Source organism: Flavobacterium azooxidireducens, assembly GCF_023195775.1.
GTDB classification, from domain to species: Bacteria; Bacteroidota; Bacteroidia; order Flavobacteriales; family Flavobacteriaceae; genus Flavobacterium; species Flavobacterium azooxidireducens.
This window is the reverse complement of record NZ_CP096205.1, coordinates 1,691,862-1,712,879: the sequence shown is the minus strand read 5'-3', so window position 1 is coordinate 1,712,879 and position 21,018 is coordinate 1,691,862. Positions and strand designations below refer to the sequence as shown.

Below are 21,018 nucleotides of genomic sequence, written 5' to 3'. Positions count from 1 at the left end.
TAATTTTGAAGTGCAAATTTACAAAAATAAAACTACAAATGTTTACCGGTATTATAGAAACTCTCGGAAGAATAAAATCGATTGAAAAAGAGCAAGAGAATGTTCATTTTACAATTACTTCCAGCATTACTTCCGAATTAAAAATTGATCAAAGCGTTGCTCATAATGGCGTTTGTTTAACTGTTGTGGCTATTGAAAATGACAATTACACCGTTACGGCCATTAAAGAAACACTTGACAAAACGAATTTAGGTACTTGGAAAGAAGGAGATGCTGTTAATTTAGAAAGAGCAATGAAATTGGGAGATCGGCTTGATGGCCATATTGTTCAAGGTCATGTGGATCAAATCGGAACTTGTGTTGATGTTAAAGAAGCAAATGGAAGTTGGTATTATACTTTTAAATATGATGTTACTTTGAACAATATAACTATCGAAAAAGGTTCAATTACTGTAAATGGTGTGAGTCTGACAGTTGTGAATTCTAAATTAAATGAATTTAGTGTTGCAATTATTCCTTATACGTATGAACATACGAACTTTCATTCCATAAAAGAAGGCACTGTTATTAATTTAGAATTTGATGTAATTGGGAAATATGTTTCTCGATTGAACGAGCTCAGAAAATAAAATAGATAAAAAACGCTGAATTATTTCAGCGTTTTTTTTATGTTTTGATTAAGGTTGTATTTGTAAAAAGCAAACACTAAACCTATTAGTAACAAAAGGACAACTCCTCCATCAATCGGTAAACCCGGTGGAGGTGGTGTTGGTGGTGGAGGGTTTTGAACAACAGCTAAATTTGCAGCATGCAATGTTGACGAAACCATTCCTATAATAAAGTATCCTAAAAGGACAATTAAAAACTTATTTGGAACAATTCTCATAGGGTGTAAATGTAAATAAATTTTTTCTTTAACAAAATATTTTGACAAATAAAGTAAAAATCTCTATAAAACGAAAACTAAGTTACTCTTTTTTTTAACTTAATCTTCAAAATTCATAAATCATCGCCAAAAGTACATTTTTTTTGATAAGTTACTTAATTTCAAAATTATATTAACGTAAAATGTTTTGTTTTGGTTTGTTGTTGATGTAGAATTTATAATTCGTTTGAATGAATTTATTTAAATGCCTCTTTCATCAACTCCTGTTCAACTCTTGAAATCCCAATTTTATTTGCTACGGTTTTCCAACCATTTACAGAGTTTAAAACCTCTTCAATAATAACATTCATTGCATTATTATCTAGTTTAAAATACTCTCCAACACTTTTTGCTAATTCAAAATCCAACGCATTATTATCCATGTCAATGTTCAATGCTAATCCATTTTTGTCAATTGACGGATTGATATCATAAGCCGGAGATAAAACCCAGCCTTTGTCTGTCAACAAAAAACCATGATTTCTCAAGTGATCGTCAGTATTTGAGACCGCAATATTAAATACTATCCGCCTCCATAATTGATGTAGGTCTTCGGTTATGTTTGCACCATTGTATTGTATGAATTCAGCAATATCTAAATAGCTTGGGGCATTATCCCTAATTGTATCTTCATTATTCCCGGTCATTGTCATTGCTGATGAGAAATGAATTCGATCGCCTTTTTGTCTATCAAATCGCTTCGTAAAAAAAGTGTGATGCTTTCCGCTAATTTTTTCAATTTTTGACTCTGCCATATTGATGCCGGCATTTATAGCAAGTTTATACGTTAGATATTCCCAAGCTCCTTTGTCTATTGTATCATTTTGAGAAGGAAATTTTGCAATCCACAAATCACCTTCGTCTAATAGGTTTGCTTTTGGTCTTGCTCCCCCTAAAGAAGAACCCGGTGCAATTAGAATAGCTAACCACTTTTTGATCTCATCATTATCTTTATCGCTTTCAATGTGCTCTGCGGCTTGTTGTAGCTCTCTTATTGAAGACATTGGCGGTGTCGGATGCGTATTGTCATCGTCCAGAAACGGGCCGTCTATATCAAGCTTAAATCGCAAGGCTCCCATTCTGCTTTCATCATACACGCCTAACAAATAATCAATATCATATAAGTTTGGTGTTTGTTTGCCCGCTTCTTTTGCAATTTGGGCTTCACGTCTTTTCATTAAGGTACGTCCCCAAGTATCGGGCATACTATCGAGAAAAATTCCGAAGTTTTCTTTTTGGTTCGGAAACTGCTGTCCGGTAAACCATTGTATGTCTGGGTCTAATAAGAATCGAGATTCAGAATTGAGCCAAAGTTTATCATACTCAAAACTAAATGACTTTCTTCCTTTGCCTTGATGTGCTGAAAGAATACCAATCAATTTAGGCTCATTCATTCCAAGCCAATGAGCATATACCAAAATATCTGTTTTATTTACTGCCATTTTTTAAGATTAAAGAAGTTCCAAATCTTGAAGTTTTCTACCGAGTTCATCGTCAGAAGCTAATTTTAAAAAATCATTTTCAAGATTAAGAACTCTTAGAACATTAAAGTAAGCACCAATTGCAACTCTTGCATTTCCTTTTTCAATCTCATAAAGAGTCATTCTTGATACATCGGCCCGTTCAGCAACTTGAATAGCAGTTAACTTTCTTCTCTTTCTGGCAAGCTTGATATTCTCACCTAATGTATCGAGTATTTTTTGATGTTTTGGATATATTTTTTGTTTTTTAGTATTCATAAAGTATAATATTATATACAAATATATGTATTTTGAATATAATACTATACATTTTTAATTTTTTTTTAGGGTAAGATAAAAGTATAAAAACAAAAAAGCATCTACTTTTTAGTAAATGCTTTAAATAATGTGGTCCCACCTGGGCTCGAACCAGGGACCACCTGATTATGAGTCAGGTGCTCTAACCAACTGAGCTATAGGACCGGTTTAGAGAGTGCAATATTACTACTATTTTTGATTTACTCAAAATATAAATCGATTTTATTATAGACTTTAGTAATTACAAACCTTATCATCTCCTCAAGATATTGATTTAGAATATTCAAAAAGTACTTACTTTTGCAAAAAAATGTGTGATGCGTAAAATTTTCTACCTCAAAACCTGTGATACTTGCAAAAGAATCATCAAATCACTTCCCAATACAAAGGATTTTATCTTTCAAGACATAAAAGAAGAACCCATAACCGTTAAACAATTAGAGGAGCTTCATCAACTATCCGGAAATTACGAAGTCCTTTTTAGCAAAAGAGCTAAATTATACAAAGAAATGGGTCTAAAAGATGAAAAACTCACCGAATCTGACTTCAAACGATACATTTTAGAACATTACACGTTCTTAAATCGTCCGGTAATTGTAATCGATAAAACTATTTATATCGGAAACAGTCCCAAAACCGTTCAAGCCGCCATCGATTTTTTAGCAAATGAGTAAAAGACATTGGGCATTAATGGCTGCCATGTTGGTGTCCATTATTTATGGTGTTACGTTTACCATTGCCAAAGACGTTATGCCCGAATTTATTGAACCTTTTGGCTTCATTTTACTTCGTGTTGGCGGTTCTGTTTTATTGTTTTGGATGGTTTCCTTTTTTGGACCAAAAGAAAAAATAGCACTAACCGATTTCCCTCGAATTGTTGCCGCCGCTTTTTTTGGAGTGGCGTTAAACATGCTTACTTTTTTTAAGGGCTTAAGTTATACTTCACCCATCATGGGAGCAGTTTTGATGGTTACAACACCCATGATTGTGCTTATTCTTTCAGCCATAATTATGAAAGAACGGATGTTAAAAAGAAAAGTTTTCGGCATCATTTTAGGTTTGGCAGGAACGGTTTCGCTCATACTTTACGGTAAATCAATGATTAATGCTCCCAATGAAATGCTTGGTAATTTGTTGGTGTTTATCAATGCCATATCGTATGGTTTTTACCTCATCATCGTTAAAAAATTAATGGATAAATACAATGCTTTCACTTTTGTAAAATGGATTTATTCTTTTGGTTTTTTGATGGTTTTACCATTTGGTTGGAATGAATTTAATGCTGTGAATTGGTCATTAGTTCCTACTGATATTTATTGGAAAATTGGTTTTGTAGTCGTTTTTTCAACCTTCTTAACCTATTTGTTGAATTTGGTTTCCATGCGAGAATTAAAACCTACCACGGTTGCAGTTTTTATTTACCTTCAACCGTTATTTGCAACTATTTTTGCCATCAGTTTAGGTAAAGACGATTTGAGTTGGGTGAAAATCGGCTCGGCCATCTTAATATTTGTGGGAGTTTATTTGGTAACACAGAAGAAGAGCGTTCAATAATCAGAAGTTAGTTAGCAGTAACTAAACACTGAATACTTTTCGAATGAACACTGACCACTTTTTATTATCTTTGAAAACATTTTTTACAATTTATGATACAATCAATGACTGGTTTTGGAAAAGCGTCTAAGCAACTTTCAACCAAAAAAATCACCGTAGAAGTTAAGTCGTTAAACAGCAAAGGTTTGGATTTGAATGTCCGAATGCCTTCTGTTTATCGTGAAATGGAGCTGGGTTTACGCAATGTGATTTCGCAAAAGTTGGAACGAGGCAAAGTCGATTTTTCAATTTTTATTGAAGTAACCGGTGAAGAAACTTCTTCCAAAATCAATGTACCAATTGTTAGAGGATACATCAATCAAATGAAAGCTGTGATTCCGAATGCAGACGAAACCGAATTGATGAAAATGGCCGTTCGTATGCCGGATGCCTTAAAAACAGAACGCGATGAAATTGATGAAAATGAATGGAATGAAATTCTGAAAGTAGTGGATGATGCCATGAAAAACATTGCCTCTTTTCGTATGGATGAAGGAAAATCATTGGAAAATGAATTCATTATGCGAATCGAAAACATTCGAAAGTATATGAATCAAGCCGTAAGCATGGACACTGAACGAATTGAAACCGTTAAAAACCGCTTGCGAACCGCATTAGATGAATTGGAAGCTAACGTAGATGAAAACCGTTTTGAACAAGAATTGATCTTCTATCTTGAAAAATATGACATTACCGAAGAACGCGTTCGCTTAGAAAATCACCTGAATTATTTCATCGAAACCATTGCCGGAATTGAAGCTAACGGACGTAAATTAGGTTTTATTACGCAAGAAATCGGTCGTGAAATCAATACAATGGGTTCCAAATCCAATCATTCAGAAATGCAAAAATTGGTGGTGATGATGAAGGATGAATTGGAGAAAATTAAAGAACAAGTTTTGAACGTTTTATAAAATAATTACCTCGATGCCGTTATTTAAATTTTCTAAAGATTTTAAAAGTTATGCCTTGATTTTATTCTTACTAGCCTTATTTTCTTGTGGAAGTGCAATAAAAACATTGGTAGGTTTTAAAAATCCAAAAGTAGAAACCAAAGAATCACTTTTAAGTTATTTATCAGAAATAAAAGAAAATGAAACTACTTATTTTTTGAAAGCTGATAAAATTGGAGATAGTGCTACGGTTTACAGAAATTTCCTTTTCGGATTTAATTCGGATTTATTTATGTTCAGTAAAAACGGTCAAAAATATTGTTATCTGGGAACTGAAGAATGTTCGGGAGTTCAAATGACAAGTGCGTTTAAAAACTTTGAAGAAAATTATGCTCCTTGCACTAATGATTCTACCACAACGCTTTCTTCTTTCGTAAATAAATTAGTTGATAAAAATGGAAAGCCATTAAACAGCAACGATTTGCCATCAGCAGAATATTATATTTTTCAAAGTTGGAATAAATATTCAACGTCATCAAAAAGACTGAAAGAAGATATTAATTGGTTATATGATTTGAAGAAAAATTCTACAATTCCGATCGAAATTATATTGGTTAATACCGATTTATTGGAAGAATGGGGTTTGGAAAAAAATGGAGAATTATCTGTTAAATTTAAAAAAGAAGGAAAAACCATAGATATGACTTTTGGTAAATTGCCATTAAAGAAACAACACAATGAATAAAGGAAAACTACTTGTCTTCTCTGCACCATCCGGCTCGGGAAAAACCACAATTGTTAGGCATTTGTTGGCTCAACCCGAATTAAATTTGGAATTTTCGGTTTCCTGTACAACAAGAGAACCACGAGGAGAAGAAGTGCACGGAAAAGATTATTATTTTATATCGCTTAAAGAATTTAAAAACCACATCAAAGCCGAAGAGTTTGTTGAATGGGAAGAAGTGTACCGCGATAATTTCTACGGAACATTAAAAAGTGAAGTCGAACGCATTTGGGCAAAAGGAAAAAACGTGATTTTCGATATTGATGTTGCAGGTGGATTGCGAATAAAATCGAAATTCAAAACCGAAACCTTAGCTGTTTTTGTGAAACCACCCAGCATTGACGAGTTGAAAATCCGTTTAAAAAAGCGTTCAACCGAAAGCGAAGATAAAATCAATATGCGTATTGCAAAAGCATCGGTTGAATTGGCAACCGCACCGCAATTTGATAAAGTAATTAAAAATTATGATTTGGAAATCGCGAAAGCGGAAGCATATGAATTGGTAAAACAATTTATAAATCAAAATGATTAAAATGAAAATCGGATTATATTTTGGCACCTTCAATCCTATTCATGTGGGGCATTTAATCATTGCCAATCACATGGCTGAGTATTCCGATTTAGATCAGATTTGGATGGTGGTTACGCCACACAATCCGCACAAACAAAAAAGTACGTTGTTGGATGATTATCATCGGTTGGAAATGGTTCATTTGGCAACAAAAGATTATCCGAAAATAAAACCAACCGATATAGAATTCAAATTACCTCAACCGAATTATACCGTCAATACGTTAGCTCATCTTCAGGAAAAATATCCTAACTATGAATTTGCTTTGATTATGGGCGAAGACAATCTGAATTCGCTTCATAAATGGAAAAATTACGAAGTAATCCTTCAAAACCATGACATTTTTGTCTATCCACGATTAAATTCCGGTGTGATTGATGAACAGTTTATCAATCATCCAAAAATTCATCGTGTGGGAGCTCCAGTGATTGAGTTGTCTTCTACCTTTATTCGCGAAAGCATCAAACACGGCAAAAATGTTAGAGCCGTTTTACCCGAAAACGTGTGGGCTTTTTTAGATCATAATTTGTTTTATAGGAAGTAAAACTTAAATGATTTTCTATGAAAAATATCAAAAAAGAAATTGAAACTATATCTCTGATTGTTTTTCTATTTCTTTCAATAAACGCATTTTCTCAAGAAAAAGAAGTTGAAATCATCAAATTCAAAGTTGAAGAATCCAAAAATAATCCTCTTCCTGGTGTTTCTATTTATGAAAAAGGAACTTCAAATGGAACTACAACTAATTTTGATGGCGAAGCTTTTTTAGAATTACATAACAAAAATCAAACAATTGTTTTAAGTTTTCTTGGTCCACAAATTTCATTTAACCTCATCAATAATATTGATTTCATTCAATTAAATATTGAAAAACGAAGACTGACTTTTTATAGAAATGGCAAAAAAATAAAACGTATAAAACCTAAATTTGACGGTATTTAATTCTCTTAACACTCCTTTACCATTTGTTCCTCCTATCCTTTTGTAACTTTGTTCAATAAAGAATTTAAAACAAAATGATATGACAAACTTCGATTTATACAACCCAACCAATTATATTTTTGGTAAAGGTCAAATAGCAAAATTATCCGAATTAATTCCGAAAAATAGCAAAATTTTATTGGCTTATGGTGGCGGAAGTATTTTTAAAAATGGCATTTACGACCAAGTAAAATCAGCACTTTCCGGTTTTGAAATTGTTGAATTTGGTGGAATTGAACCCAATCCTCGTTTTGAAACATTAATGAAAGCGGTAGAAATTATTCGCAACGAAAAAATCACTTTTATCTTAGCCGTTGGTGGCGGAAGTGTGATTGATGGAGTGAAATTTATTTCCGGAGCCGTGAATTTTGAAGGCGATGCGATTGAGATTTTGAAAAAACGAGTTTTATTTAAAGATGTTTCCAAAGTCATTCCGTTTGGAACTGTTTTAACCTTACCTGCCACAGGAAGCGAAATGAATTCCGGTGCGGTAGTCACCATCGAAGCTACTCAGGAAAAATTAACGTTGGGTGGAAGTGCTTTATTTCCTAAATTTTCAATTTGTGATCCAACTGTAGTAGCCTCTTTACCAAAAAGACAATTGGAAAATGGTGTTGTCGATGCTTTTACACACGTGATGGAACAATACCTCACGTATCCGCACGATGCACTTTTGCAAGACCGTTTTGCCGAAAGTATTTTGCAGACTTTGATTGAAATTGGTCCCGATGTGGTTAAAAACCCATCGGATTATAAATTGGCTTCCAACTTTATGTGGTGTGCCACGATGGCATTAAATGGTTTGATACAGAAAGGTGTTCCGAGCGATTGGGCAACCCATATGATTGGACACGAATTAACCGCTTTATACGAAATTGATCATGCTAGAACATTGGCAATTATTGGTCCAAATTTATACCGCGTTTTATTTGAAACGAAGAAAGAAAAATTAGCTCAATATGGTGAGCGGGTTTGGAATGTAGATGGCAAATCTATTGAAGAAAAAGCAACGCAAGCCATTGAAAAAACGGTTGAGTTTCTTCATAAAATGGGCATGGACACCAAACTTTCCAATTACACATCTGATTATGAAAAATCGGCTGATTTTATCGTAGATCGTTTTGAAGAAAGAGGCTGGAAAGCCATGGGTGAAAAACAAAATATCACATTAGAGAAAGTGAGACAAATTGTCGAGATGAGTTATTAAAAAAGTTGCTGAGGTTCTGAGATGCTGAGGTTCTGAGAAAAATCAATGCAAATCTATATTATAAAAGTCTAAAAAAAGATACTTAAACAAGTTCAGTATAAAATTCAAAAGGCGTTCCAGAAGTAATTTCCGGAACGCCTTTTTCAAAACACCAAAACAAAATTTAACTAACTCTAACTTGCCCTTGGGCAAATGATTGTTGAGTAAGAACGTTAGGTTTTAATTATTATTGTATTGATTATTAATATTTTAACTTTTCTACCAAATTCGTACTCTTTTGTCTTCGGCAATATACATTCCGTCGCCAGGTTTAATGTTGAATGCTTCATAAAAAGCATCTACATTTTGAAGCGGAACGTAGGCACGGTATTGTCCCGGAGAATGCGTATCTGTTTTTACTAAATTTTTAATCGCTTCGTCTCTGGCTTTGCTTCTCCAAATGGTTGCCCACGAAATAAAGAAACGTTGTTCGGGCGTAAAACCATCAATTAAACCCGGATTTCCTATTTCCTTTAAATGAATTTTCAATCCGTCTAAAGCGGCACTCACTCCACCTAAATCGCCAATGTTTTCTCCTAACGTGAATTTTCCATCTACAAATATTCCCGGTAACGGTTCTAATTGGGAATATTGATCTGCTAAAGCTCCGCCTAGTTCTGTAAATTGTTTTAAATCTTCATCGCTCCACCAGTTTACTAAATTTCCGTCGGCATTGTAACGTGAACCGCTATCGTCAAAGCCATGCGAAATCTCGTGACCAATTACTGCTCCTATTCCGCCATAATTCACTGCTTCATCTGCTCTGTAATCATAAAACGGCGGTTGTAAAATTGCTGCCGGAAAAACGATTTCATTAAACGACGGACTATAATAAGCATTCACCGTTTGAGGAGACATTCCCCATTCGGTCTTGTCAACCGGTTTGCCTAATTTGGCAAAATTCTCGTCATTACGCCATTTGGTAATTCTTTTTGAATTTTCAAAATAAGTTCCTCCGTCTTTTGGACTAACAATTGTTACTTTAGAATAATCTTTCCACTTATCAGGATAACCAATTTTTACATTGAACTTTCTCAATTTGGCTTTAGCATTATCCTTAGTAGATTGAGCCATCCAAGGCAAATTATTGATCCTGTTTTCATACGCTAAAAACAAATTATCAATCATTTTTTTTGCTTTTTCTTTTGCTTCAGCAGGGAACTTTTTTTCTACATAAATTCTACCCAATGCTTCCCCAAAAGACCCATTAATGGTTTGTAAAGCTCTCTCATCAAGAGGTCTTTGTTTTACTGCTCCGGTTAATGTTTTTCCGAAAAACTCCCAGTTGGCATTTCCAATTTCGGTAGAAAGCATTCCTGCAGAGCGGTTTAATAATGTCCAACGCATGTAGGCCTTCCAATCTTCTACTTTATTTTCTTTGAAAATAGATTCTAAAGCGGTCATGTATTTTGGTTGCGATACGATTAAAGTATCCACAACAGGCAAACCAACACCTTTTAAATATTCTGTCCAATCAACAGTTGGCGTTAATTTTTGAAGTTCAGCCACCGTCATTGGGTTGTATGTTTTTCTTCTGTCTCTTCTTTCCACTCGATCTAAACGAGGTGTTGCCATGGCGATTTCGAGAGCTAAAACTCTATCAGCACTTGCTTTGGCTTGAGCTGGTTTTTCGCCTAAATAACTCATCATTTTGATGATGTGAGCATGGTATTTTTCTCTTTTTTCTTTGCTGTCTTTTTCGTCGGAAACATAATAATCTCTGTCTGGCAGACCTAAACTTCCTAAACCAACATTAACTACATTTCGGTTACTGTTTTTGGAATCTGTTCCCACACCAACACCAAAAAACCCGATTCCGCCTTGGGTTTCCATTTCGATTAAAAGTTTCTTTAAATCCGAAATATTTTTAACGGCATTTATCTTTTTTAAATAAGGTTCTAATGGTTTTATTCCAAGTTTATTTCTGGAAATCGTATCCATAATTGAACGGTAAAGATTTAATGCTTTTCCTTGATCTGTGTTGTCTGTGTAAGCTGAATTTTGCAATGCTTCTTTAAGAATTACTTTCATGTCTTCGTCTGTTTTTTGACGAAGTTCATCAAAGCTTCCCCAGCGGGTTCTGTCGGCTGGAATTTCATTTTTATCTAACCAATTTCCGTTTACAAATCTGAAGAAATCATCGCTTGGTTTTACGGATTTGTCCATGTATTCCAAGTTGATTCCAATGGTTTCTTTTTTGTTATCTTGAGCAAATCCGGCTGTAAAAGCAGAAACTGTCAAAACAAATAAAAGGTTTTTTCTAATTGTATTCATGTATTAATTTTTAATTATTCGTTTAACGGTTTGCCCATTTTCATTTGAAATTTTTATAAAATAAATTCCGTTTGAAACATGAGATAAATTTAATTCTGTTTGATTTTCGGTTAATTTAGAATTGTCAACTGAAAGTATGTTTTTTCCAGTAACATCATAAATTTCAATTTGTTGCGGTTTAAAATTTCCATACGATAATGTAAACAAACCTTTTGATGGATTTGGATAAACTACTATTGTATTGGTTGCAAAATCTTGGTTTGATAGGGTTCCGTCGATTACAAAATCATCAATAATTGCACCTTCTCTTGTAACGGTATAATCAGAATGAAATACAAATCGGAACATAATATTACTTTCATTTGTAAACGCATTTAACATATAACTATATTCCAATAAACTTGTGTTGATTCCTGTCCATTGAGCACCGGGACAGATATCACAATCATTGGAAGTTTCAGGATTTCTATCACTGTTGTACCAGTTTGGATCACTGGCAGTTCCTAAAACTGACCAGTTTTCACCAAAATCAGTAGAATATTCTACGTAAAGAACATCCCAATTTTCTTCAATATCAAATGCCATTTTAAAACGCATTATCGGATTGGTAATTTGGGTTAAATCATAACATTGCGAATACAGATAAGCTTTGGTAAAATCCAAATAGTTTCCACTTAAATTGGTTCCGTAAACATTTGAACCGGATGAAGTTTGATTTAAGGTTAAGCCTGTTGGTATACCACGTTGCCAAGTATTTTCTGGTCCTTCTACGTGATTAGAAAGTAAAGCAGAATCTTCTGTTTCAAATGTATTTACAATACCTACTTGACCGCTGTCGTTATTTAAAATTTGGATACTTAATGTATTATTATTACTAAAAGCATCATTGTCCATAACCACATTAGCTTGAATTGTTGAATTTCCTGTAGTGATAGTAACATTAGGAATTTCTACAATTGTATTGGCTTGAGAAATTAAATTTCCATTCCATTCATAAACCGATTCTTCTCCGTTTATGGAATAGTTTAAGGTAAAATTAGTTATTGTAGAAGATCCGGCATTTTTGACTAAAAACGATAAACCATCTGCTCCACAATTAATATTCAACGCTGAAGGATTTTCTATACTCAACAAAGCGATTTCATTTTCTGATAATTGAGATGGAATTGCAGATTGCCAAACTCCTCTTCCGTAAGTTGAAGCCACAATTTTTCCGTCTAAAATGTTAATTTCTAAATCGGTTACGGTAACATTTGGTAAATTGGTATCATACGGAATCCATGAATTTAAAGAATCATCACGGTAATAAACACCCAAACTTGTTCCCACATAAATTGGATTTAATGGATGATTGGATTGATGTCTAACAACGTTCTTTCCAATTAATGGTAAACCTTGTGAAATATTGGTAAATGAAACTCCACTATTGGTTGATTTAAGAACAGATCCGTTTGTTCCGGCTGTTGAAACATAAATTATGTTGTTATCGTGAACATTCACATCAATTGATGTAATTTCAGATGAGAACGAAAAAAGAAAATCAAATGTTACTCCCCTGTTTGAGCTTTTATATAAATTCTGACCATCGCCAATATACATAATGTCATCATTAGAAGGATCAACCACAACCAGTTCAATGTTTCCATCAAAAAAAGAATTTGTTGAAACATTTTGCCAAGAACCATTTACTAATTTATATAAATTGGAATATCCGGCAAATAATTCACCAACTGAATTAAAAATTAAAGGTGTAATCCAGTTGCCATCTTCACCATCAGGAGAGCCAATTGCTCCTGAAAGTGAAGCCCCTGCATTGTTGGTATAATACAAACCACCACCATTTTGAATAAAACCGTAATATTTATTACTATTGTTTGGATCGATGGCTGTTTCCATACCATCTGCTCCGTAAAAGTTTTTCCATTGATTATTGCTAAAAGCATATCCTCCATTATCTTGAAGTCCTCCGGCTATTTTTGAACTGGATTGCTTAGAAACAGATATTCTGTAAAACTGACCAATTTGAGCTGTTGCGGTTAAATCGGTGAACGAAGCGGCATTATCATTTGAAACATAAATTCCGCCATCGCTTCCGCAATATAAAACTCCATCGTAAAATCGTAAAAAATGAATGTCGGCATGCGTGTATGTAGCCTCGAATGGATTTGACCAATTGTTTATTTTTGTAAAATTATTTCCTCCGTCAGATGATTTCCATACGTTTAAAACACCTGTATAAACTTCTTCCGGATTAGTATCTGATACGGCTAAAGCTAAATCGAACCAAGCTTGATTAGCTTCAAAAATATCTGTAGTATTTCCTGTCACGGTAAAGTTTACTCCTGAATTTGTAGATTTATATAATCCTTGATGACTCCAATTTGTTCTGGCACTCAACACGTAAACATATTCCGGATTAGCAGGAGTTACATCAATAATTAAACGACCTGAATTAGCAGGCATACCGGAAGTAATCATTGTAAAACTATTTCCGCCATTGGTTGAGCGATAAAATCGATTGTTTGTAACCGCATAAACGATGTTTGGATTACCTGGTTTAAGTTTCAAATCTTTTACGTTTCCATTAAGATTGTTTGACCAAGTTGTTCCGCCATTGGATGTTTTATAAAGTCCTGCACTTGTTGCTACCCACAAAGTGGAAGGGTCATTTGGGTGCATAAAAATATCTGCTGCAACGGTTGATGTATTGTTGAAAGTCAAACCGGTTGTGTTCCAAGTTAATCCACCATCATTTGATTTTAAAACACCAATAGAATAGGTGTCACTGGCATCTTTATCTCCGGTAGCAATGTAAATTATATCAGAATTTGTATGATCGATGGCAATTCCAGAAACACCAATTTGAGGCAAATAATCCGATAATGGAATCCAGTTCTGACCTGCATCAGTAGATTTCCAAATTCCTCCTGCGGGTGCACCGATATAAATTGTGTTGGCGTTATTTGGATCAACCATAACCACATTCACTCTTCCTTGACCCGAAGACCAAGAACCGGTGTTCGTGTGATTAAAAGGCCCTAAAGGCTCCCAATTGCTAACGTCGTTTAGCGTTTCGTCACGGCTCAAAACTCTGTTGCGTTTTTGATTCCAAGCTTCCCACATTTGAGCAGGTGTCATCAAGTTTCCGTTTTCATCTACTTTATTTCGCCAATGGGTTTCCCATCGCATAAAAGGTTTGTAACCACTTCCTTTTGTTTTATGATTTTTATCTTGCCAATAGTTATCAAAAGCTGTTTTGATTTCATCAATGGTTGCATCCTTTTTATCATCCTTTTGAACATTTTCCATCCATGGAGCGGTTGAATTAAATTGAGCAAAAGCAAAAGAACATTGAATAATAAATAATACGAGTAGAATTTTTTTCATTTACATAGAATTTTACTCAAAAATAGAAAAACGTTTTCAATTCATAACTATTAATTAACAGTTGTATAAGCAGAAGTTTTGACAATATCTTTTTTACCTTTGCAAAAATAAATGCAATGCTATCCTACATCAAACAATATAAATTTAGAATTTTAGGTTTTATTCTTTTTTCAGCAATATTTCTTTCTATTTCTATTTATTTGTTAACTCCCAATAAAAAGCTTCCTATTTTCAACCCTTCCGATGTGAATCCTGAATTGGTTGACAGTACTGTTCAACATGTGAGTAAATACCATACGATTGCCGATTTTTCGTTTACCAATCAAAACGGAGAAATAATTTCTCAAAAAAATTACGAAGGAAAAATTTATGTTGCCGATTTTTTCTTTACGACTTGTCCTACAATATGTCCGATTATGCAAGATAATATGGTGGAAATTCAAAATGCTTTTAAAGATGTTTCGGATGTGATGTTGTTATCTCACACCGTTATGCCACATATCGATAGTGTGCCGGTTCTAAAAAAATATGCAATTGAAAAAGGTGTAATTGATTCGAAATGGAATTTGGTAACCGGCGACAAAAAAGACATTTTCTACATTGCCCGTAAATCATATTTAGCTGTAAAAACGGAGACAGAAGGCGAATTATATGATATGGTTCACACCGAAAATTTTATTTTAGTCGATAAAAAAAGACGCGTTCGAGGTTTTTATGACGGAACCAATAAAGAAGAAATAAAGCGACTAATTGAAGATATTCGTTTTTTAATGACCGAAAAAAATTAACTTCTTTTTTTGAAAATTCTCCTTTCGATACTAATTAAAAAGATGTATTTTTGTATTTATACTAATTCTAAATAAAGTTGCAAACAACCGCAAATCTTCTTCAAAAAGGGCAAAAAGCTATCATTATTTCTTTTAATTTAGATACAATTCCATTAAAATTAATTGAAATGGGTTGTATGGAAGGTCATTTGATAGAATTGGTTCAAACTGCACCTTTGGGCGATCCACTTTATTTAAACATCAATGGTACTCATCTGGCTATTCGAAAAGAAATGGCAAGCGATATCGTTGTTGAAATCATTGAAAATTAATTGTTTCTATGAAAGATTTGCCAATAAAAGTTGCTCTTGTGGGAAACCCAAACACTGGAAAAACATCATTGTTTAATCAGCTTACCGGATTAAAACAACAAGTTGGAAATTATCCCGGAATTACGGTTGAGCGAAAAGTTGGCTCGTGTAATTTACCTCAAAATCAAAAAGCTACAATACTCGATTTGCCCGGAACGTATAGTTTAAACGCCAATTCGCTTGACGAAAATTTAGTGATCGAATTGCTTTTAAACAAAAACGATAAAGATTATCCCGATGTCGTTATTGTTGTAACCGAAGTTGAAAATTTAAAGCGAAATTTATTCCTTTTTACACAAATCAAAGACCTTGAAATTCCAACGATTTTAGTCATTAACATGGCTGATCAGATGGAGTTGAAAGGAATTTCATTGGATATTCCAACATTAGAAGAAACCTTAAAAACGAAAATTGCTTTAGTCAGTTCCCGAAAAGCAACCGGAATTACTGAATTAAAAAATTTAATTGTTGACTATAAAAATCTTTCAACCGAAGCTTGTTTGAATGCTTCAGAAATCGATTCGGATTACTTCGACAATTTGCGACGAATTTATCCCAACCAACAATTGTATAAACTTTGGTTGGTTATTTCACAAGATGTGAATTTTGGAGATCTTACAAAAAATATAATTCAAAACAATTCTTTTTCTAAATCGGATGAAGAATTAAAAAAACTTCAACACAAAGAAACCGTAAAACGCTATCAATTTATCAATGATTTACTCAAAATCGGTAAAAAAGTTGATGTTTCAAAAGCAAAAGACTTACGAAGTAAATTAGACAAAATTCTAACGCATAAAGTTGGTGGGTACGTCATTTTCTTTGCCGTTTTATTTCTAATTTTTCAATCGGTTTTTGAATGGTCCAGTGTTCCAATGGAATTTATAGATCAATCGTTTGCTTCCTTGAGCAGTTGGGTAAGCGAACATTTACCGGCGGGAAAACTAAACGATTTGGTTTCGCAAGGAATCATCCCGGGAATCAGTGGAGTGCTTATTTTTATTCCGCAAATTGCGTTTTTATTTCTCTTTATTTCTTTGTTGGAAGAAAGCGGTTATATGAGTCGAGTAGTTTTTTTGATGGATAAAACGATGCGTCGTTTTGGCCTTAGCGGAAAAAGTGTTGTGCCTTTAATTTCAGGAACTGCTTGTGCCATTCCGGCGATTATGGCAACTCGAAATATTGAAAATTGGAAAGAACGATTAATTACCATTTTAGTCACTCCTTTTACGACTTGTGCGGCGAGAATTCCGGTTTATACGATTTTAATTTCAATCATCATTCCGGATCAAAAAGTGCTTGGAATTTTCAATCTTCAAGGATTAACTTTGATGTTGCTATATGCATTGGGATTTTTTATGGCGGTGATTTCGGCAATGATTTTAAATAAAATTCTACAACTCAAATCAAAAAGCTTTTTTGTTATTGAAATGCCGAATTATAAAATTCCATACTATAAGAATGTGGGTTTGAATGTGATTGAAAAAACAAAAGCATTTGTGTTTGGAGCAGGAAAAATCATCATTTCATTGTCTATTATTTTATGGTTTATGGCTTCGTATGGGCCAACAGATAATTTTGCAAATGCGGAAGAAATCATCACTTCTCAACCACAAAATCAATTGTTGGAAGAAGAGGATTTGAATGACAAAATCGCATCCTATAAATTAGAAAATTCGTATATCGGAATCATCGGAAAATCAATCGAACCGATAATAAAACCGTTGGGTTACGATTGGAAAATTGGCATTGGTATCGTCGCTTCGTTTGCTGCCAGAGAAGTTTTTGTGGGAACAATGGCCACCATTTACAGTGTTGGAAGTCATGGCGAAGAAGAAAATACCATCAAAGAAAAAATGAGAAATGAAGTCAATTCCATTACAGGAAAACCGATTTATACATTTGCTTCGGGAATTTCACTTTTATTATTTTATGCGTTTGCTATGCAATGTATGAGTACGTTGGCTGTCGTTAAAAAAGAAACCAATTCTTGGAAATGGCCAATGATTCAACTTTTTGTGATGAGTGGGTTTGCATATTTAGTTGCATTTATCGCTTTTCAATTATTAGATTAACTCTCTTTTCTCAGTTTCTAAAGCATTGATTTTCAAAAATTTCTACATGGAAATTATACAACAAATAACCATAGTTGTATAATCTGCATTGATAATTCTGATTATAACTTTGCTGTCTAACTTTAAAAGAAATAAACATGCCAATTCTAAACATTTTAATCGTATTAATTATCGTTGGATTTTTGCTTTGGGTGGTAAACACTTATATTCCAATGGATAGAAAAATTAAAAGTATTTTTAATTTAGTGGTAGTAATTGCTGTAATTATTTGGTTACTGAAAGTATTTGGATTATTCGACTCATTAAGTAACGTAACTGTTTAGCCAATTAAATCACTGAAATTATGAACTTAAAAAGAATTTTCGGAGCAATACTTACCGTTTTAGGAATAGCGGGTCTTATTTACACTGCCTATTTGGCTGTTAATATGGGCGAAAGCAATCAAACTATTAAGATGCTTTTAGTGTATGGTATTTTAGGTTTAATCTTTTTTATATCAGGAATAGGATTGATTAAAACAACAAAAGATGAATCGTAATTGATTTATAGAAAATAGTATGATTTTGCCCTTAGTTTATAATAAAGCTTTCAATTTATTTTGGAAGCTTTGTTCTTTTGTATAAAGTCCTAATCTCTTTATTACATTATAAAAGACCCATTCTTCTTGCTGCTTTTACAATCGCTTCGTCGTCGCCGTGTGGCACTCTTAATTTATCTTTTATTAATTTTTTTCTAGTGTTAATTGCACTTAAGCTAAGGTCTAAAGATTCCGGCAATGTTTTGGTTCTCAAACCTTGCGAAAGCAATAAGATGATTCTGCGATCGGTTTGATCAAAATCTTTCAAATATTTTTTAATGGTTTCAAAACCTTGATTTGCTACCGGACTATAATAATGGTGACCTTCTACAATTTTTTGAAAAGCATCTTGCATACTTCTGTAATCCAAATCACTTTTAACTAAAATTCCTTCCGGTTGAAGTCTGTTTTTTAATTCATACAACAAAATTGGTTCATCGTGAGAAGTTAGAATAACAATTTTTAAATCAGGATTTGTAGCTTTAAGTAAAACCGCTAAATCTTCTCCGTTTTCAACGTCTTTTTGAAGAAAAGGCGGCATGTTTCTATCAATAAAACAAATAGAATATTCTGCTAATTCTGTTTTATTTTGAGATAAATTATACCCTTCTTCCAGTGAGGTTATCGTTCTGGCAGTCAAGGTAATTCCTAACTTATTTTGAGCTAAAGTTGTTTTATAACCTTCTAAAATAAGCGGATGATCATCTATCATCAATATTTTGATATTCATAGTGAAATGGTATTTTACAAAAAATTTGTGTCCCTTTTTGATTGATTGATTTTATTTTCACAAAGCCATCCATAGCAGAAACCCTTTGTTTGATGTTTTCTAAACCGATGCCTTTTGTTTTTGCTTCCGAATTAAATCCAATTCCATCATCCTTAATACAAAGTTCAATATTCTTTTTAATGATTTGGATAGAAATTGAAATATTTTTTGCTAGAGCATATTTCTGACTGTTGTAAACCGACTCTTGAATGATTCTGAAAAAATTAATTTTTAACGATTGGGTTAGACTTTCCCATTCAATTTCCGAATCAATTTCTAATTTATAATTGATTTTTGAAATGATTTTTTGGTCTTCAATAAAATCATTCAAAAGCATTAAGAAACTTTCCTTTTTTACAAATAAATTATTTTTTAAATCGTGTGCTATGTTCCTAATTTCTTTTTCTACTGTTTTAATTTGATCAACTTGATCAAGGAATTTTTCATTTTTTTCGGTATCTTCCTCAGTTTGAAAACCGTATAAATTAAATCGAATTCCGGCCAACATACTTAAAGTTCCATCGTGAAGTTCGAGTGAAATTCGGTTTTTTTCTAATGCTCTTCCTTCTTCCACTTTATGATGCTGATCAATCATCAATTGATATACCTCTTCATTGCTTTTTTGCTGTTCTTGAATCAATAACAATTCTTTTTGCTTTGCTTTCTGACGGAAAATAATATAAACCAAAATAAGCAATACAATGATTGAAATGGATGTAAAAACAATGAGTTGTTGCTGCTTTGCCAAGACTTCTTTTTGCTGAATTATTTCGTCTGTTTCATATTCAATTCGTGTGAATTTATTTCTGACAGCTCGTTCAGATTCCATCAAACTGTCGCTGAGTTTGATATAATTTTCTTTGTAAAATAATCTATTTTTAGGTTCTGCTTCTGCTAAAAAATTTAAAAGTAGTAATTCGTCACGATGACTTTTGATGTCTTGTGCTATTTCTTTCGCTTTCAAAAAATAAGAAACACTTTTGGCTGTATCTTTTTGACTCAAAAAATACTCTCCTTTTCTAGTATTGCTGACAATTACGCCTAATTTATTACCTAAACTATCTCTAATTTTTAAAGGAATATCAAACTCATCTTCTCTAACATTTTGATTGGATTTAAATTTGTAGTAAGTGAGATTATCCTTTAAAACTGCATACAAAAGTATACTTTCGTTTTTTAAATTCTTGGAAATTGCTTCTTCTAAAAGTGCAATTGCCTTCGCATTATTTTGCAACCGATGATAGCAAACCGCCATATTATTTTTGGTTTGAGCCATTAAAATGGAATATTGCGAATCACTTTTCAGTTTATTCAACTGTTCCAATGCTTGTTTGTGATAGTCTAATGCTAAATCGTAATTTTTAATATCGTTGTTTACGATTCCTAAATTGTTTAAACAATCATAAATTAACCGATTGTTTCCTGATTTTTTTGCAACTTCAAGTGCTTTGATGGTTTGAATTTCACTTTCTACCAAACTATTTTCAAAACGCAATAAATAGGCTTTGTTGAGAATGGTTCGTCCTCTTTTATCAAAGTTAGTTGATTTTAGAAAATGTAATGATTTGTTGTAAAAAACATAAGCAGTGTCGTTGTAAGATTTACCTCTGTAATAATCAGCAATGTCATAATATATAATTCCTAAACGAATACTATCTTTTGCTTTTAGAGACAATTCTAAATTTAGTTTACATACTTTAAGATACTCTTCTTGTAAACCAAAATTATAATATTGATCGGATAATTTAAGTAAATAAAGTCGCTTGAGCGAATCATTGGGTTTGTCCGCCAAAAGCCTGAATGTATAATCTAATGAACTATTTACCTCATCAGAGTAGTGTTTCTTACTTTCTGCAGAAGTGATTAAACTGTCTATCCGACCATAACTGTGTGAATAGTTTTCTTTATTGTTACAGGCATATAAAAAAAGTAGCATTACACTTATCGTGAGATACTTTGTCATAATTTTTAGTTGAATTATAACAAAGGTACTTTTTTAAACAAAAAAAAGTAGCGTTTACCGCTAC

21 protein-coding genes and 1 tRNA gene are annotated in these 21,018 nt (G+C 33.1%); 14 read left to right on the top strand and 8 right to left on the bottom strand.

The features are described 5' to 3' along the window. Window positions 1–38: 38 nt before the first annotated feature. A complete protein-coding gene (locus M0M57_RS07550) occupies window positions 39–629 on the top strand; it encodes a riboflavin synthase (protein WP_248436574.1) in 591 nt (196 codons plus the stop codon). A gap of 20 nt (window positions 630–649) precedes the next feature. On the opposite strand, the gene M0M57_RS07545 is transcribed toward M0M57_RS07550, so the two are convergent. The 4 genes from M0M57_RS07545 to M0M57_RS07530 form a co-directional block, all read right to left on the bottom strand. After that, window positions 650–886, bottom strand: a complete 237-nt coding sequence (locus tag M0M57_RS07545; RefSeq protein ID WP_248436573.1) for a PID-CTERM protein-sorting domain-containing protein — start codon at window positions 884–886, stop codon at window positions 650–652. Between the two features lie 236 nt (window positions 887–1,122). Next, window positions 1,123–2,367, bottom strand: a complete 1,245-nt coding sequence (locus M0M57_RS07540) for a type II toxin-antitoxin system HipA family toxin (protein ID WP_248436572.1) — start codon at window positions 2,365–2,367, stop codon at window positions 1,123–1,125. A gap of 9 nt (window positions 2,368–2,376) precedes the next feature. Continuing rightward, window positions 2,377–2,664, bottom strand: coding sequence for a helix-turn-helix domain-containing protein (locus M0M57_RS07535; protein ID WP_248436571.1), 288 nt, complete (start codon window positions 2,662–2,664; stop codon window positions 2,377–2,379). A 130-nt stretch (window positions 2,665–2,794) separates the two neighbouring features. Beyond that, a tRNA-Ile gene (locus M0M57_RS07530) sits at window positions 2,795–2,868 on the bottom strand. 152 nt (window positions 2,869–3,020) lie between these two features. On the opposite strand from M0M57_RS07530, the gene M0M57_RS07525 reads away from it, so the two are divergent. From M0M57_RS07525 to M0M57_RS07490, 8 genes are all read left to right on the top strand, one after another. Further along, complete coding sequence (locus M0M57_RS07525; RefSeq protein WP_248436570.1) at window positions 3,021–3,377, top strand: arsenate reductase family protein; 357 nt, start codon at window positions 3,021–3,023, stop codon at window positions 3,375–3,377. Further along, the gene (locus M0M57_RS07520; RefSeq protein ID WP_248436569.1) at window positions 3,370–4,257 is read left to right on the top strand and encodes a DMT family transporter; all 888 of its coding nucleotides are present in this window, start codon (window positions 3,370–3,372) and stop codon (window positions 4,255–4,257) included. The genes M0M57_RS07525 and M0M57_RS07520 overlap by 8 nt, the downstream gene beginning before the upstream one ends. Window positions 4,258–4,349: 92 nt before the next feature. Next, entirely contained in the window at window positions 4,350–5,210 is an 861-nt protein-coding gene (locus M0M57_RS07515; protein ID WP_248436568.1) for a YicC/YloC family endoribonuclease, read from the top strand. Between the two features lie 13 nt (window positions 5,211–5,223). After that, window positions 5,224–5,934 (top strand): hypothetical protein, encoded by a 711-nt coding sequence (locus tag M0M57_RS07510; protein ID WP_248436567.1) that lies wholly within the window; start codon window positions 5,224–5,226, stop codon window positions 5,932–5,934. Further along, entirely contained in the window at window positions 5,927–6,505 is a 579-nt protein-coding gene (gene gmk, locus M0M57_RS07505; RefSeq protein WP_248436566.1) for a guanylate kinase, read from the top strand. The genes M0M57_RS07510 and gmk overlap by 8 nt, the downstream gene beginning before the upstream one ends. Window position 6,506: 1 nt before the next feature. Beyond that, window positions 6,507–7,088, top strand: a complete 582-nt coding sequence (gene nadD, locus M0M57_RS07500) for a nicotinate (nicotinamide) nucleotide adenylyltransferase (RefSeq protein ID WP_248436565.1) — start codon at window positions 6,507–6,509, stop codon at window positions 7,086–7,088. Window positions 7,089–7,105: 17 nt separating this feature from the next. Then, window positions 7,106–7,486 (top strand): carboxypeptidase-like regulatory domain-containing protein, encoded by a 381-nt coding sequence (locus M0M57_RS07495; RefSeq protein WP_248436564.1) that lies wholly within the window; start codon window positions 7,106–7,108, stop codon window positions 7,484–7,486. Window positions 7,487–7,565: 79 nt separating this feature from the next. Next, window positions 7,566–8,732 carry an iron-containing alcohol dehydrogenase gene (locus M0M57_RS07490; RefSeq protein WP_248436563.1) on the top strand — a complete coding sequence of 389 codons (1,167 nt, stop codon included), beginning with the start codon at window positions 7,566–7,568 and terminating at the stop codon, window positions 8,730–8,732. Window positions 8,733–8,990: 258 nt separating this feature from the next. On the opposite strand, the gene M0M57_RS07485 is transcribed toward M0M57_RS07490, so the two are convergent. Both M0M57_RS07485 and M0M57_RS07480 read right to left on the bottom strand, forming a co-directional pair. Then, window positions 8,991–11,045 (bottom strand): M13 family metallopeptidase, encoded by a 2,055-nt coding sequence (locus M0M57_RS07485; RefSeq protein ID WP_248436562.1) that lies wholly within the window; start codon window positions 11,043–11,045, stop codon window positions 8,991–8,993. Between the two features lie 3 nt (window positions 11,046–11,048). Beyond that, a complete protein-coding gene (locus M0M57_RS07480; protein ID WP_248436561.1) occupies window positions 11,049–14,432 on the bottom strand; it encodes a T9SS type A sorting domain-containing protein in 3,384 nt (1,127 codons plus the stop codon). 116 nt (window positions 14,433–14,548) lie between these two features. Between M0M57_RS07480 and M0M57_RS07475 the strand changes: the two genes are divergently transcribed. The 5 genes from M0M57_RS07475 (at window position 14,549) to M0M57_RS07455 (ending at window position 18,183) form a co-directional block, all read left to right on the top strand. After that, entirely contained in the window at window positions 14,549–15,220 is a 672-nt protein-coding gene (locus M0M57_RS07475) for an SCO family protein (protein ID WP_248436560.1), read from the top strand. A 77-nt stretch (window positions 15,221–15,297) separates the two neighbouring features. Then, entirely contained in the window at window positions 15,298–15,531 is a 234-nt protein-coding gene (locus tag M0M57_RS07470) for a FeoA family protein (RefSeq protein WP_248436559.1), read from the top strand. Window positions 15,532–15,539: 8 nt separating this feature from the next. Beyond that, complete coding sequence (gene feoB / locus M0M57_RS07465; protein ID WP_248436558.1) at window positions 15,540–17,645, top strand: ferrous iron transport protein B; 2,106 nt, start codon at window positions 15,540–15,542, stop codon at window positions 17,643–17,645. 137 nt (window positions 17,646–17,782) lie between these two features. Beyond that, a complete protein-coding gene (locus M0M57_RS07460; protein ID WP_248436557.1) occupies window positions 17,783–17,968 on the top strand; it encodes a Thivi_2564 family membrane protein in 186 nt (61 codons plus the stop codon). A gap of 20 nt (window positions 17,969–17,988) precedes the next feature. Continuing rightward, window positions 17,989–18,183: a hypothetical protein gene (locus M0M57_RS07455; protein ID WP_248436556.1), complete on the top strand. Its 195-nt coding sequence runs from the start codon at window positions 17,989–17,991 to the stop codon at window positions 18,181–18,183. A 106-nt stretch (window positions 18,184–18,289) separates the two neighbouring features. Here M0M57_RS07455 and M0M57_RS07450 read toward each other — a convergent pair whose 3' ends face one another. Further along, on the bottom strand, window positions 18,290–18,952 hold the full coding sequence (locus M0M57_RS07450; RefSeq protein WP_248436555.1) for a response regulator transcription factor: 663 nt from the start codon (window positions 18,950–18,952) through the stop codon (window positions 18,290–18,292). Further along, window positions 18,924–20,954, bottom strand: a complete 2,031-nt coding sequence (locus M0M57_RS07445) for an ATP-binding protein (protein ID WP_248436554.1) — start codon at window positions 20,952–20,954, stop codon at window positions 18,924–18,926. Before M0M57_RS07445 ends, M0M57_RS07450 begins: the two co-directional genes overlap by 29 nt. Window positions 20,955–21,018: the final 64 nt, after the last annotated feature.